This is a genomic window from Rothia sp. 110740021-2, from assembly GCF_054263775.1.
Window position 1 is genome coordinate 697,539 of sequence record NZ_JBSZFE010000001.1, and the last position, 14,610, is coordinate 712,148.

Annotated in this window: 10 protein-coding genes; 6 read left to right on the plus strand and 4 right to left on the minus strand. The window is 58.7% G+C overall.

The features are described from left to right. Window positions 1–3 precede the first annotated feature (3 nt). On the minus strand, window positions 4–1,014 hold the full coding sequence (locus tag ACUXHH_RS02980) for a LysM peptidoglycan-binding domain-containing protein (protein WP_279742105.1): 1,011 nt from the start codon (window positions 1,012–1,014) through the stop codon (window positions 4–6). 208 nt (window positions 1,015–1,222) lie between these two features. Between ACUXHH_RS02980 and ACUXHH_RS02985 the strand changes: the two genes are divergently transcribed. Then, a complete protein-coding gene (locus ACUXHH_RS02985) occupies window positions 1,223–1,861 on the plus strand; it encodes a histidine kinase (RefSeq protein WP_279789508.1) in 639 nt (212 codons plus the stop codon). Window positions 1,862–2,052: 191 nt separating this feature from the next. Here ACUXHH_RS02985 and ACUXHH_RS02990 read toward each other — a convergent pair whose 3' ends face one another. Then, window positions 2,053–2,286, minus strand: coding sequence for a helix-turn-helix domain-containing protein (locus tag ACUXHH_RS02990; protein WP_005505378.1), 234 nt, complete (start codon window positions 2,284–2,286; stop codon window positions 2,053–2,055). A 358-nt stretch (window positions 2,287–2,644) separates the two neighbouring features. Between ACUXHH_RS02990 and ACUXHH_RS02995 the strand changes: the two genes are divergently transcribed. From ACUXHH_RS02995 to ACUXHH_RS03005, 3 genes are all read left to right on the plus strand, one after another. Further along, the gene (locus ACUXHH_RS02995; protein WP_458390792.1) at window positions 2,645–3,337 is read left to right on the plus strand and encodes an SAF domain-containing protein; all 693 of its coding nucleotides are present in this window, start codon (window positions 2,645–2,647) and stop codon (window positions 3,335–3,337) included. Further along, window positions 3,334–4,989: an AAA family ATPase gene (locus ACUXHH_RS03000; RefSeq protein ID WP_458390793.1), complete on the plus strand. Its 1,656-nt coding sequence runs from the start codon at window positions 3,334–3,336 to the stop codon at window positions 4,987–4,989. The genes ACUXHH_RS02995 and ACUXHH_RS03000 overlap by 4 nt, the downstream gene beginning before the upstream one ends. Before the next feature lie 323 nt (window positions 4,990–5,312). Further along, window positions 5,313–6,887, plus strand: a complete 1,575-nt coding sequence (locus ACUXHH_RS03005; protein ID WP_279742100.1) for a sensor histidine kinase — start codon at window positions 5,313–5,315, stop codon at window positions 6,885–6,887. Window positions 6,888–7,042: 155 nt separating this feature from the next. Here the strand turns inward: ACUXHH_RS03005 and ACUXHH_RS03010 are convergent, their stop codons facing one another. Then, window positions 7,043–7,291: a WhiB family transcriptional regulator gene (locus ACUXHH_RS03010; RefSeq protein ID WP_005505386.1), complete on the minus strand. Its 249-nt coding sequence runs from the start codon at window positions 7,289–7,291 to the stop codon at window positions 7,043–7,045. A gap of 476 nt (window positions 7,292–7,767) precedes the next feature. On the opposite strand from ACUXHH_RS03010, the gene ACUXHH_RS03015 reads away from it, so the two are divergent. Beyond that, the gene (locus ACUXHH_RS03015; RefSeq protein WP_279742099.1) at window positions 7,768–8,208 is read left to right on the plus strand and encodes an alpha-N-acetylglucosamine transferase; all 441 of its coding nucleotides are present in this window, start codon (window positions 7,768–7,770) and stop codon (window positions 8,206–8,208) included. Window positions 8,209–8,272: 64 nt separating this feature from the next. Here ACUXHH_RS03015 and ACUXHH_RS03020 read toward each other — a convergent pair whose 3' ends face one another. Next, the gene (locus tag ACUXHH_RS03020) at window positions 8,273–12,802 is read right to left on the minus strand and encodes an FtsK/SpoIIIE domain-containing protein (protein WP_458390794.1); all 4,530 of its coding nucleotides are present in this window, start codon (window positions 12,800–12,802) and stop codon (window positions 8,273–8,275) included. Window positions 12,803–13,421: 619 nt separating this feature from the next. Here ACUXHH_RS03020 and glf point away from each other — a divergent pair. Next, a complete protein-coding gene (gene glf / locus ACUXHH_RS03025; RefSeq protein ID WP_279742096.1) occupies window positions 13,422–14,609 on the plus strand; it encodes a UDP-galactopyranose mutase in 1,188 nt (395 codons plus the stop codon). Window position 14,610 lies beyond the last annotated feature (1 nt).

Here is a 14,610-nt window from a genome sequence, read left to right on the forward strand (position 1 = left end):
AGGCTAATGAACGGGTTGTTCGGGAATCTGCAGAACCTGCCCTGCGTAGAGCAGTTCGGCGTTCTGGCCCAGAGCGTCCTTATTCACCTCGTAAATATCGAGAGTGTAGTTGTAAATGGTGGAGGCGTCGGTGCCTTCCCCCAGTTGCTCAGCGGCAATAGACCAGAGGGTATCGCCTGTCTGGACCGTGTAGGAGTAGGTGCCCGCCTCAGCGCGGAGAGGAGAGAAGAACGGGCTGCGATCCTGCAGTGAGCCTGCCACTTCCGTGGGGTGAGGAGCCAACGGAATATCGGGAATCTTAGCAGAGAGGGCCAGGGGAGCGGAGGGCGCTTCCGGGGTGGTGCTGTCCATGGTGGTACTGGCGGGATCCGCATCTGAGACGGTGGCTGGGCTGGTCTCTGCCGCCGCGGTGCTCGTTGATGCTACGGCACCCATTGAATCTGTGGTCATGACTGCCGAAATAGTTGTCTGAGACAGTCCATCCGTGCCGTTTGCCCCGGCGTTGCTGGGCGTAACTACCGTAGCCTGAGCGGGAGCCAAGACCGCCCCCACTCCAAGAGCCGTGCCACCGAGCGTCAGAACGATGCGGCGCATAAAGCGCGGACGGAAAAACGCCGGAACCTTCAGAACTGCGCGGTCAGCGTTGTGGCTCGAAACGCGCAAAGACCAAGCGTAGAAGAGCGCGTAGATAAAACTGATGAACCACCAGGCGGTAATGAGGATTGCCGCCGCGCCAGCGCAGAGCAACGAAGCGTCAGCAAGAGGGTGCGCCGAAGGGATGCGGTGCAGGTTCACGCTCAACGCGCCCAAGACCGCTGCCGAAAGCAGGGGAGGGATGATGAAGAGTAGCGCGTCCTGGTAGTTTGCCTTAGCACTGGACTCGGTTGCAGAGTCTGCTGCGGCGGCTACCTCTGCACTGACAGTACGAGGCGCGGCTGCAGAGCGTGAAGCGACGGTGACAGGGCGTAAAGCGAAGGCTGCGGGGGCTGAGCCTGGAGTGGGAAGATGGTCCACAGTGACCTCCAAATGATGTATTTGATAGCTTTTGATGTTGCTTCATTTATACAGGAGGGTGCGCAAAAAAATAAAGCAAAACGCATTAAAATGTATGAAAAATATATAATTTGATGGAATTTGCTTCAAAAATCAGGCTTGAGAGTCATCATCTGACCAGAAAATGCTCCGGTTCGTATCTGCACCCCTCCTCGGGTAGGGTCATAGTATGAGCATGGAAAAGTTCCTACGAGACATTGAGGCGCGCCTCGCCTCCGAACGCGCCTGGGATATGGAACAGGACGCCCGCCAAGTCGCCCGTGTCCACTATTCAACTATCACCCTCGACGACCGCCTCCTCGCACAGGTTGGTGGCCCCATCCGCATCTGCGCCACCGACATGCAAACCTATGAAGGTAAGCTCGAAATGGTCGGCGAAGAATGGGTCAGCATCGATGCGCGCGGCGAAAACATTATCATCCCCCTGCGTGGAATGCTCTGGTGGGAAGGTGGCATCGCTCCTGGACGTGCTGATGTTCGCCCCGAACGCTACCGCATGAAAATCCAGCTCGCCCTCCGCTCCCTCGCAATGGCGCGTGAGCCCGTCCGCCTCTCCCTTGAAGGTGGCACCGTCAGCTACGATGGTGTGATTGAGCGAGTCGGCGCCGACTTCCTGGAATTGCGCCTACTCAACGGTGGCCAGTACCCGCGCATCTATGAACGCGACCAGTACTCGCGTGCAGCCTATGGCGTGCAGGGTGGTTACGGTCAGGGTGCCTCGGGGTACTCCCGTGCACCTCGCGGTGCTGGCGTGCGCACCATTCCGCTGGCTCGTATTAGCGCAGTCATTGCCCGTATCTCACGCTAAAAGCATAGGGTAAATACTGGACAGTGCAATTCGTGGGAACTCCCGTAAAAACGCCTCGAGAAGTATAAATGCCCTTATAGAAGCAACAGTACACACAAAAAGGTCCGCCCCTCTCCATTGAAATCTCAACGAAAGGAGCGGACCTTTCTAAAACACTCAAGCATTACGCCCGCGAGGTGCATATCGAAATGCTAATCAACCTTAGCCTTAGCAGTGAGCTTGCCGGAAGCAATCGCCTCCAGAGTCTGCTCGTGGCGCTCGGTAATGTACTCTTCAAAGCGAGAGCGTTCAATACGCCACTGGTTACGTCCACCAATCTGAATGGCGGGAAGTTCGCCGCTGCGCACTAGAGCACGCACCTGCGAAAGCGAAACCTGCAGTTCCTCGGCAACGTCGCTCAGAGTGAGGAAACGAGGTGCAGTCATCAAATTATTCCTTTCCGTGAGTGAAATCCTGGGTCCCTTAGCCAACGTTAGTGGCCTTTTCTATAGAGTCCGTACTGAACATCTATTGAGTACTTTCAGTATATGTCATCACCGTGAAATTTGCTCGCAAAAAGCCTTATATGAGCTGAAAAGTTATCTAATTACCCATTCAAAAGGGGCAAGACTCAAAAATATTTCATAAACGCGACTCTTGAGAGAGAGTACTAAATGAAATATACTGTTAGGGTTAGTGTCAGAACCAGACAAAGCGCTATCGAAAGCACACCAATCGCTCATCGATCAGTTGAACAACACCGGAATCACCGCCGGCTTCCGCACCGAAAGGCACAACCACATCATGCGCATACGACAGAACGCGACGAAGCGTTCCACCCTCACCGAAACCCATACCAAGCGCCTCAAAAAGCCCACCGTCAAAGACTGGCGGTTCATCCTCGGTGTACTTCTTGTGCTCGTCTCCATCACCGGTGTGCAGCTCTATGTGCAAGCCAACAACAGCAAAACTGAGTACTACACGGCTAAAAGCGAAATCCGCCTCGGCGAGAAGATCACCGAAGATAAACTCGCCCGAGTCGAAGCGGGCATCGACTCCGCCAAGGACAAGTACTTCACCAGCGCCGAAGCCGCACAGATAAACGGTAAAATCGCCACCCAGCGCATCCCCGCTGGCAACTTTATCAGCAAAGAATCTGTAGGTACCGAAACCTCCCCGGGACGCCGCCTTGCCACCGTCAGCGTTGACCGCACCGCCGCCTCCGCATTGAAGGCAGGTGAGCGTGTGGATGTGTGGACCTCCGGCCCGCGTAACCCCGACACTAAGAGCGATAACCGCAACGAAAATGGTGCCCGCGCCATCGTCACCAACGCCGAAATCGTTGCTGTAACGGTTGATGAAGGCGTGCTCGGGGCCAACGGCAAGGCAACCGTGCAGCTGTGGGTCAAGGAAGAAGCCCTCGCCGCCCTCGTCAAGGAAAGCAATAGCGATTCCAAGATCAGCCTCATCCCCGGCACCTACGGGGAGGGTCAGTGAACATCCCCGTTATCCTCTACGGCGATGACGGCTCGCTCCTGAACCGCATCGAATCCCAGCGCGGCCGCGTCTCCGTGGCGCGCACCGTGCAGGACTTCAGTGAAGCCGTCGGCATGGCGCACACAGGCATCGCCCGTGTACTGCTTTGCGCCCACGTGCCTGCCGAAATGAGCGCCTCCACCGTAGACGCTCTCGCCGCTTCTGAAGTGCTCCTGGCGGTTATTGCCCCGGATAACTTGCCGCTGTCTACGCAGGCACACCGCATCCGCCCCGAAGCAGCCCTTGAAGAGATCCTGGGCTCGCTCGAACAGGCTGTGGATGCGGCGCTCGCCCGGCCCACCGCAGGATACGGCGTGCCTGCGCAGATTCCGGCTCAGCTGCCCAATCAGCCTATTGCCCGCCGTCCCGAGGCCACCTACGGTCAGGATGCCGGTTACGGCTACGATGTAGGGTACGGCTACGGTCAGGATTATAGCGCTGCTGGCTATGGATCGGGCGGCTACGGCTACGACTCCGCCGCAGGCACTTCCTCAAATACCGTCGTGCCCTACGGAAGTTACGGAATCGACCCCGCAGTATCCGCTGGAAACGCACCCGGCGTGCACGACCCGGTAGAAGCCTCCTCTGTTGTGCCCAGCAACGAAGAATCCGTGCTCAGCCAGGCCGCCGCCATCGTCGACTCTTTCGCGCCCGGTAATGACTACGCCCTGCACGTGCAGAACGACAATAACGACGGCACCCTGCCTCAGCTCCCGGACATCAACCAGGACCTCTCCGCGCCCTCCCCCTACCAGCCCGGCCACCGCCTCGGCACAATTGTGACCGTCTGGGGTACCCACGGTGCGCCCGGTCGAAGCACCATTGCCTTCAACCTCGCCGCCCTCGCCGCGCAGCAGGGCCAGCAGGTCTGCCTCATCGACGCAGACACCTACGCGCCCAGCCTGGATGCGCTCATGGCACTCGAGGATACCGGCTCCGGCCTGGCAATTCTCTGCTCGGACGCCGACCGCGCCCAGCTCGACGAGAAAAAAGCCGGCGCCATTATGGAGCGTGTGCCCCTCAAAAACGGCACCTTCGACTTCTTGAGCGGCATTACTTCCTCCTCGCGTTGGCCCGAGGTGCGCTCCCGCGCCTTCGCCGAGGTACTCGAATGGCTCAAACACCGATATGATCTGGTCATCTGCGATGTTGCCGCCCCCATCGAGGTCGACGAGGAACTGACCTTTGATGGTCCGGCACCGCGCCGTAACGCCGCAACCCTCACCGCGCTCGGTTGCGCCGACCGCGTGATTGCGCTTGGAGAAGCGGACGTTATCGGCCTGCCACGCCTGATTAACCTCGCCCGCGAGGTGCAGTCGCGCCCGGATCTTTTCGCCCCCGAAACGGATGTGCAGTACTGGCTCAACCGCAGCCGCCGCGAAGCCGCCGGATTCAACCCCGAGGCGAAGATGCGTGATAACTGGGCACGCTACCTGTCGGTTCCGCTTACCGGTGTGATTCCGTATGAGCGTAAGGTCATGGACCGTTTGCGCCGTAACGGTGAAGCGCTGCTGGAGGTGTCGCCCCGCCACGCGGTTGTGCAGTCCTTGGAAGTGATGCTTGAAGGCATGTACGCTGTACGCGTCGGCGCATGCGTCAAGCCCGGCGCGTAGCGTGAGCCTAAAGCGCTAAAATTATTGTCTGTTAGAAGCGAGCACAAGAAGACCCGACCTACCGGTATAAGATTCCGAAATTGGGAGCGCCACCAGGTCGGGTTTTCTGCGCCTCACGCATATTGAGGGTAGGGGAGTAGCGCGAATATTTCACCTTAAAATTGAGGGGGTATCTCATTGCGCTGCGTAATATATGCGATTAAAAGTGCGCTCCAAGAAATGCTCTGTAAACTATTCCACGTATTGCCGTTTGAATGGGAATTGCGGCGAACAAGCCGTAAAATGGTTGAATCCACCCGAACTCATGGGAAGCACACAAACATATGTCTTTTACAGAAGCGACTCTGAGCGCCTACGACTTCGGTCCTGGCGATACTGAACGCATTCACCTCATCAAGGGTGAATGGCAGGTCATCTCTGATATTGCCCAGAGTGACCTGGTTTTATGGTTCCCCACCAACTACATTGTTGCCGACGGTAGCTCTCCGGATGCCGTATCCGGCCCCAGCGCAACCAGTAATTTCTGTGCCATTGCTCACGTGCGCCCCTCCAATGTCCGAACCCTCTTCCACCACGACATCATTGAGCACGAGATGGATGAGGCAATCCGCGACGAGGCATACCGCGTCTGGATTGACCAGAACATCAGCACTTACACCGACGAAGGAAGCGGTGAAGGCCTTGGCGCCCGCCCGCGCGTACACGTGACCTTCGTTCCCATCGTGCGCAATAACCGCACCATCGCATTGCTGACCAGCCACCGAGTCGCCGCCCCGAGCGGCTACCCGAGCATCAGCGGCGAAGTCTACGAGTATGTTGCCGATACCATGCTTTCCATGGTGCACTCCGGTCTGTGGCCCGATCCCCTCGCGGAGGGAAACAACACTCAGGGCAATCCCCGCGTAATTGATGGCATTATTGTGCTCGACCCTTCCGGTCGTGTGGTCGTCGCTTCCCCGAACGCAAACTCCATGTACAACCGTATGGGCATGACCGGCTACCTCGAAAAGCGAAACCTTGCCGATGTCACCCGCGCGATGCTCCCCGCCGGTGAACAGGCGGATGAAACCCTGCAACTGGTCCTTGCCGGTCGTAGTGACTTGCGCACCGAACTGGTCATTGCCCGTGCCCGCGTGACCATGCGATCCATCCCACTGCTGGCGCAGAAGCGTACCCGTATCGAACGTGAAGGCGCCGTGATTCTATGCCGCGATGTGACCGAGCTGCGCCGCCGCGAGCTGGAACTCATGACTAAGGATGCGACCATTCGCGAAATTCACCACCGCGTGAAGAATAACTTACAGACTGTGTCTGCTCTGCTGCGCCTGCAGTCGCGCCGTATGGCCACGGACGAGGCGCGTCAGGGCCTGGAGCAGGCGATGCGCCGCGTGGCAACGATTGCTACCGTGCACGAGGCGCTCTCGCAGGGTCTGACCCAAAACGTCGACTTTGACGAGCTGATTGAGCGTCAGTTCCACCTTGCCGCTGAGCTTGCTTCACCCGGTCAGCACGTGTCCACCAAGCTGATTGGATCCTTTGGAGCTTTGCCGAGCCAGTTCGCCACCCCTCTGGCACTGGTTATCAACGAGGTTGTCGCGAACGCCGTGGAGCACGGCCTGGACGGTGAGACCGGCACTGTGACCCTTGAGGGCATTCGCGGTATCAATGATGAGGGTGAGAACATCCTCACCGTTGTGATTACCGATGACGGTAAGGGCATGGGTGATAAGAAGATTGAAGAATCCGGCCCCGACGCGTACCGCCCGGTGACCGGCAAGGAAGGTCTTGGTATGCAGATTGTGCGCACCCTGGTAGCGAGTGAGCTGAACGGCTCGATCCGCTGGGAGGCTAACGAACCGACCGGTACCCGCGTGGTCATTACCGCGGTGCTCATCTAAGCCTCTTCTTACATGACATATGGAACTGCCGCCGCCCCGAGTACGGGGTGGCGGCAGTTTGCTGTCTCGAAGGGTTCTGTATATGGCAAAAGCGTGGTGCAGTAACTCTAAATCACTGCACCACGCTTTTGATGCCCTATTGAATACTCCGGAAGTTAGGATGCACGGCGGGCACGAGCTGCGCGACGCTTCATCGCACGACGCTCGTCTTCACTGGTGCCACCCCATACACCGGAGTCCTGGCCGGTCTCGATGGCCCACTTCAGGCAGACGTCTACAACCTCGCAAGAGCGGCAGACGGTCTTTGCCTCTTCAATCTGCAACAGGGCAGGTCCGGTGTTTCCTACGGGGAAGAACAGCTCCGGATCCTTATCCAAACAAGCTGCACGACTACGCCAATCCACGGTGGACCTCCTTCATGATTTACGGTCTCACGCGGTGGCAAGACACATCTATTTTCCTGTGCGCGTGTCAAATACATCCGCTGATGGGATGCTCACCCAGCGTTAGGGTGAAAATTGACTTATCAACTTTCGCATGTTGGAGCGGATGTGACAAGTACTTTTCTCTAAAAACTTCAGTATTACACTGAGTCATCTATCACTTAGGTAAACCTTTGTCTAATTGAGGGGATGGGGAATCGCATGCTGACACGCATATCCTGCGCCGCGTCTCATAGATGAGATGCGGGCGGCTGGGGGAGCGGCGCCTCATGCATAATATAAAGCGGTACCTACCCCTGAAATACCGCACCGATGACGAGGCGGTGAACCTGAGACGGGGGAGCACCCCCGCTAACGCACTAGCGCATCGGACAAATGCCAGCCCATCGGACCGAATACACCCCGGTCTGCCCCAACACTACCATGAGGAGCCCACCGTGACGTCACGCCCGTTCAACGTCATCTATGCATTCGTTCTGACCGAAGTCTTCGCGGCATACATTCTGATTCGCGGTATCCTCTACCCCTTTATCGTCAGTGGTATATCTACAGCCCAGGCGATTGTGGGCGGCGTACTCCAGGTGCTTATCGCTGCGGGCATGACCTACTTCGGCCTGCGTTTTTACCGCGGCCGCTTCGGTTCGCGCCTGCCCATGATCCTAATTACCCTCTGTGCCCTGTGGGTCACCGCAAGCACCCTCGTCATGAACGTGAGCGCTTACGGCCTGAATATCGGCCAGATCATCACGATTGCGGGTGTTATTGGCGCAGCGGCTGCCTTCATCTTCGTGCTTATGCCCAGTAGCCGCCGCTATATTGAAGCGGTCACCGAGGCGTCGGGCGAAGAAGCAGAGAAGTACAGCCGCCGATACCGCTAAATCCCTAGAGCGTAAAACCCTAGCGCCGCTAAACCCTAGATAGCTGGCTCTAGAGTGCTCAGCTCTAGACTGCTACCGGCACCTTCTGCGTAGCTGTTACAGCCTGTGTAGCCGTGGCCAGCGCCAGGGGAACCTGTGCCGCGCACACGGAGGCACCATCCATTACCACAAGACGACCAGCGGGCTGCTCGCCCTGTGTGAATCGATCCAGAGGCAGTGCGGTCACTGTGCACATGTCAGCATCCGCCAAGGATGCGGGAGCGAGCAGAAGCGCACGCGAGCATCCCATGAGCGCAGCCAGCAGGGGTGAGGAGGCGCGCCTCGGCCACGGCGTGTAGGCGACCAGCATGGCGCGGAACTCACCGCGACGCTCCAGAAGTAGCTGCTGAACGGCGGGGGAGAGATACTGCAGGTCATCGATGAATACGAGCGTGCGCGCGGGGTTCTTTACCGAGTCCAGGAGCGCACGGGTATGTTCCACACTCGGTGGCTCATCCATGGTGCCGCCCGAACCCTCAAGGACGAGGGTGCTCAGCTGCGGGTTGAGCTGAGCAATGCTTTCCAGCAGGGTGCTTTTACCCGCCGACCGGGAACCCTGCACCGGAACTACCGCGCCAGCCGGGGCGCTCAACCAGACCGGCATCTGCCCGCGGTCAAAGGCGACCAACAGTTTAGCGCCCCGTGGATTGCAGGTGGCGTGGGCGGCGGTCACGTACTCGGTCGAGGGCATGCGATAGTACTCGGGGAACTGCCGCAGAAGAGTGCCAGGGCGAGTGTCTGACCCTTTAGAAGCGCTCGTGGCGTTACCCTGCAGAACCTGAACCAACTCCTGGAAACCCGCAACGCAGGGCGAAAGAATTGAAGCGCTCAGCGGCTGATCCCCAATCAACTCCTCATTAATGGCACCCTCCACGCAGTAGTGGCTCTGTGCCGGAGTCGGGTAGTCCTTGTTTGTTGAACGCATCAGGTCAGCATCCAGGAAGCGGCGGCTCAACAGCGTGGAATGCGCCGCAGCGGCGAAACGACCGCGCGGGTTCAACGCGGAGGTGAACGCCACCGAATAGCCGCGGCGGCACCCCTGTGAGAGCAGATCATAGAGCAGGTTCTCCGTATCGGGTTGGCGAACTAGCGACTCCAGCCAAGTGTCTAGACCATCCACGACAATGAGCGGGCGGGTGGAAGCCTCGGCACCCCACAGGTTCGGGGTGCGCAGCTCCTCCAGGCAGAACCGCAGATGTGAAAGTTCCTGCGCACCCACGAGCGCCTCAAAGGCACCGGCGTAAGGTTCCAGGTCGCGGCAGAGCGCACCGTCAGAGGTCAGCAGAACAACCGGCGTGCGGGCGGCGAACGCCTGAGCTAAAAGCCCGTAGAGCATCGGGGCTCGTTCGGCGCTCTGCGCCAGCAATGCCAGCGCCTGCTGACCCGACCAGCTGATCGGGCGGCGCACGCCGTAGCGGGCAATCTCCAGCTCACCCAATAGATACCCTTCGGAGGCAGCACCAGAGTTTGCAGGTTCCTGCGGGGTGGCGGCCCGGTCAATGCCGTACGCTACCGGTTCGCTAACCGGCGCCTCCAACACAGGCAGCAGGGTGTTCTCGGGAAGCTCCGGCGGAATCGGGCAATACTCACCCTGAACCACCGCATTCTTCTGAAGACTCCTCGGCGCGTACTCGCGTTCATAGAGCGTACGAATCTGCTGCGCCGAACGAATCAGCAGCTCATCCTCATTTCTGCTGCCCTTCTGAATGGCAGAAGCGGCAGTCAGCTCACGCCAGCCGCCCTCCTCTAGACTCAACACCTGCACCGGGCGGGCATCGCTGCTCGAGGGGACCGCATCCACCAGCGGGGCGCGGAACGGTAGGGAACGGCCATCCGGCAGGCGCACATACCCGGCACCCGGATGCGCGGCCGAAATATACGCCGCAGACTCATGCTCCAGCAGGTTGTATGAATCCTGCGCGCTCGCCACGCGCAAGCAAATACTCGTGGCAATATTGGCGCGAATATCCTGCGAAATAGCACCCTGCGGACGTTGAGTCGCCAACACCAGATGCAGACCCAGCGAGCGACCAATCGTGGCGATGCGCATTAGCTCAGCCATAGCATCCGGCATGGAATCGATGAGCATTCGGAACTCATCCACCACAATCAGCAGCTCGGGGTAGTGCGGAGTCGTGCCCGCCGCCTGACAGGAGGCCAGGTAATCGCGGTAGGAGTTTACGCCGAGCGCCTGCAGATCCACCTCGCGGCGGTGAATATCGGCGCGCAAAAATTCGAGCGCACGCTCCACCGCGGATACATCAAAATTACTCAACACGCTGAGCGCATGCGGCAGCTGAGCCAGAGGGCCCAAACCAGCCGAGCCCTTGAAATCCACCAGAATCAGGCCGAGGCGCTCGGGCGGGTAACGTAGCGCAGCGCTGAGCACCAGCGAACGCAACAGCTGCGACTTGCCTGCGCCGGTCGTGCCACCGAGTAACCAGTGCGGACCGTGCTCAGACAAACCAATATTCAGCGAGCCACCCGAAGAAACACCTAGGTAGCAGCGAATATCGGAGGCGTAACACTGAGCCGACCAGCGCTGCAGAACAGACTCCACCGCCATGTCATCGGCGCGGTTCCTTTGCCGTGCACTCTGCGACTGGAGAGAAGAGAAAAGATGTGCCGACTGGTGCACCTGCGCCTCACTGAGCGCGCCCTGCTCCTGCTCGCACCCGGCGCGGTACAGGTTCTCAAGAGCGGCACAGAACGCCTTAACGCTGAGCCCATCGGCGTGCTGACACAGACCCTCACACGCCAGAGGATGCACCTGGTAGACACCCTCGATGGGCTGCACTGGAGGCGCCGCATAGCCCTGCGCGCGGTAGCGGATGCTCTGATGATGGCTACCTTCACTCGCGCACTCAACCCAGGCGGCACCAAAAAGCGCACCGGGTGCATGGGCGGAACTATCTCCCTCAGCACTATCCAGCACGCAGAGCGCTGGGGCATTCACCTTTTGTTCACGCGGGGAAGTGAACGCACGGGACTGTGAAGACTCCGCGACCGCCTCAGAGGTCAGCGAGGTCAGCAGGGGAGCGTAGATAGCGCTCGCCTGCTGGGGCATGAGAATCAGCGGCGGACAAGATGCGGAAAGCTCCGACTGCAAGCTGCTCTGTAGGGCCTGCAGATACTTCTCCTGCTGTACACCCGGCAGACAATGCACACTCACCCCCGGCACCACAGCCAGAGTCTGCATCAGACGATTAGTTCGCTGCTGGCCAGCGCTATCAGCGCTACCCAGCAGAATGTGCATCGAACCGGGATAGCCTGCCACTAGCTGCACCAGGTAGGCGCGCAGATGCGCTTCCTCCAGCTTCAGGTAGTGACCGAGAGCCGGGGTTGGGAGCGGTAGATAGTGGGGTGCATCCTGCTTCTCCAGAGCGCCCAGCGGGAGGTTGCGGCCGCGCAGGTAGGGGTGGCGAGGACCGCACCCGAGCACAATAGCGAGGTAGGCGGCATCATGCAGGGCAGAGGGACCCGAAATCGCCAGGTCTCCCGCGGTCGGCAGGGCGAGAGCACGTTCCTTTTCTTGCAACGCCGCCTGATGAGTCTGCTGCGATGCGGCACGGTTCTCCGCCTGACCACCAAAGAAATGCAGAAGCATCAGCAGTGAAGATGCCGCAGACATCAGCAGAAGGAACCACATGCCTGTCGCCAGCGCAATAATCAGACCCACCACAATTGGCAGGCATACGCTCAACAGAATCTGCTTGAGCTTACGCGGTGCGGGAGGGTTCACCCCCACCGGCTCAAAGGGATTGCTGGTATTGCCCAGGGGAGCGAGTGTTTGCACGGGCTCGCCGGAGGAAGAATCGGAGGAAGAGCCGGGGGTAGCGGCGGTGACACTTGCCTTCTGTGCGGTGTGTTCGCCGTCGGTGCTGGGGGAGGTAAGTACGCAGAGTGAAGAGCCGAGGCGGAAGGGCTCGTTCCAGTGCAGGATGTGCGGCTCGGCGTTCTGCCCCCTCATTCTGCCCTGTACCTTCTTACTTCCCTGCATTTTCTCGCTACCCTCGCTCGTGGCGGGATGCTTCTCGATCCAACGGATGCCGGAACTATCGGCGTAGAAGCTGCCGTGCACCGGCTTGAGGAAGGGGTCCTGCAGATGGATATGGTGTGGTTGTTCTCCTCCGCGGGCAGTTAGCGCTGCCCTGCCGAGGCTGGTGCGGCCGCGGCTGATGGGGAAGGTTGTGCCCGCGTTGGGGCCCCGCAGAATGTTCAGGAGGCTGACGGCGGGCGCGTTCAGTGGCTGAGAATTCAGGGACTGAGATTCGTTCGGAATGTGGATATTTAGCGTTGTCGAGGCGTTGAGGGGGTCCTTATTGTGCTCGGGGTGTAGCTGGAATGTCGTCTCCTGTGCTTTAGCGCGCGCGCCGGGTGCAGAGCGTTGCAGAGCGTGGTTGAGTGCCTGCTCTAGAGCCTGCTGGTTTGCGTTACCTGCGCTACCGGGGTGCAGCTGTATTCCGTTGGATGCCACCTCGCCGTTGAGTCGGAGTACGCGAGGGTAGGGGAGCGCGTCGGTGGTGTTGTGGTGGTCGAGAAAGAAGAGAGTCATACTCTCAGAAAATATTAAAAACTATCAAAGCTCAATAAATTATCTGTAAATAAACTAATATGTTCGTATTTTTTGAATTTTTCACCCCAATTTTCAAAAAGCTGTGGATAAACCGCCCCAATCACCTCTCGTATGCACCGGCGCGCGTCCCCAAATATGCCGGCAGGGGTGCTTTCTTGTAGCGGGTGAGAGCGTTGAAGTGCTCGCTCTGATCTGTTGCTTGTGTTTGCGGCCCTATGTGGCGGCTAATTACCGTAGTAAATAGAGTGGGGTGAATATTTACCCATAAATAAAATTCTTTTATTGTGAGCAGGCCGTAAAAATGCGCAGAAGAAAGAACTTTCTTAGACCCGCTTGACCTCGGGGCTTGTGAAGAATATTCACCCAGAGAAAGAGGGCGCGAACAATAGTCCAAAAGTCCCTAAAAGCACGTCATAAGTATGTGTAGTGCTTGATAAACAGGTATCTTAGATTATGACTATATCCATCACGGGAGGGGTTTTTGTACCCGCCCGTGCGGATTGCGGCGCGACTGAGAACCCTCGGATGTGTCCAATCTGGTAGGTGAATACCGCCCTCGCAGAAGCGGCGGTGCGCCGTGATAATACAGGAGAAAACATTGACCGCTGACCTCGTAGTAGTCGGTTCGGGCCTCTTTGGTCTGACCATCGCAGAACAGGCTGCCACTGAGCTGGGCCTGAAAGTTGCCCTGCTGGACCGCCGTTCCCACATCGGTGGTAACGCATACAGCGAGAAGGAGAAGCAGACCGGTATTGAGGTGCACCGCTACGGTGCGCACCTGTTCCACACCTCCAACGAGCGTGTCTGGGAGTATGTGAACCGTTTCACCAAGTTCACCAACTACGTACACCGCGTGTACACCCGCCACAACGGCATCGTATACCCCATGCCCATTAACCTGGGTACCATCAACCAGTTCTTCAACGCAGCTTACTCTCCCGCAGAAGCAAAGGCGCTCATCGCTGAGCAGGCTGGTGAGCTGGCTGGCACCGACCCGCAGAACCTGAACGATAAGGGTATCTCCTTGATTGGTCGCCCCCTGTACGAGGCGTTCATCAAGCACTACACCGCTAAGCAGTGGCAGACCCCGCCGGAAGAGCTGCCCGCATCCATCATTTCCCGTCTGCCGGTTCGCTACAACTACGACAACCGCTACTTCAACGACAAGTACGAGGGTCTGCCCGTTGACGGCTACGCAGCATGGCTGGAGCGTATGGCGGCGCACCCGAACATTGAGGTGCACCTGAACACTGACTTCTTCGAGCCCGGCCACCAGTACTCTCGCGAGAACGTCCTGGGTCAGATTCCCGTGGTCTACACCGGTCCGGTTGACCGCTACTTCGACTATGCTGAGGGCGACCTGTCCTGGCGTACCATCGACCTGGAAGAAGAGGTCCTGCCGATTGAGGACTTCCAAGGCTGCTCCGTGATGAACTACCCCGATGCTGATGTTCCGTTCACCCGCATCCACGAGTTCCGTCACTTCCACCCCGAGCGTGACTACACTAAGGACGCAACCGTCATCATGCGCGAGTACTCTCGCTTCGCTAACAAGGGGGATGAGCCGTACTACCCGGTCAACACCTCCGTGGACCGTGAGAAGCTGCTGGCGTACCGCGACCTGGCTAAGGGCGAGAACAACGTGCTGTTCGGTGGTCGCCTGGGTACCTACAAGTACCTCGATATGCACATGGCTATCGGTGCTGCATTGTCCATGTTCGACAACAAGATCCGCCCGCACTTCGCTAACGGTGCGAAGATCGAGTCCGGTGGTGTCGACGCATAAC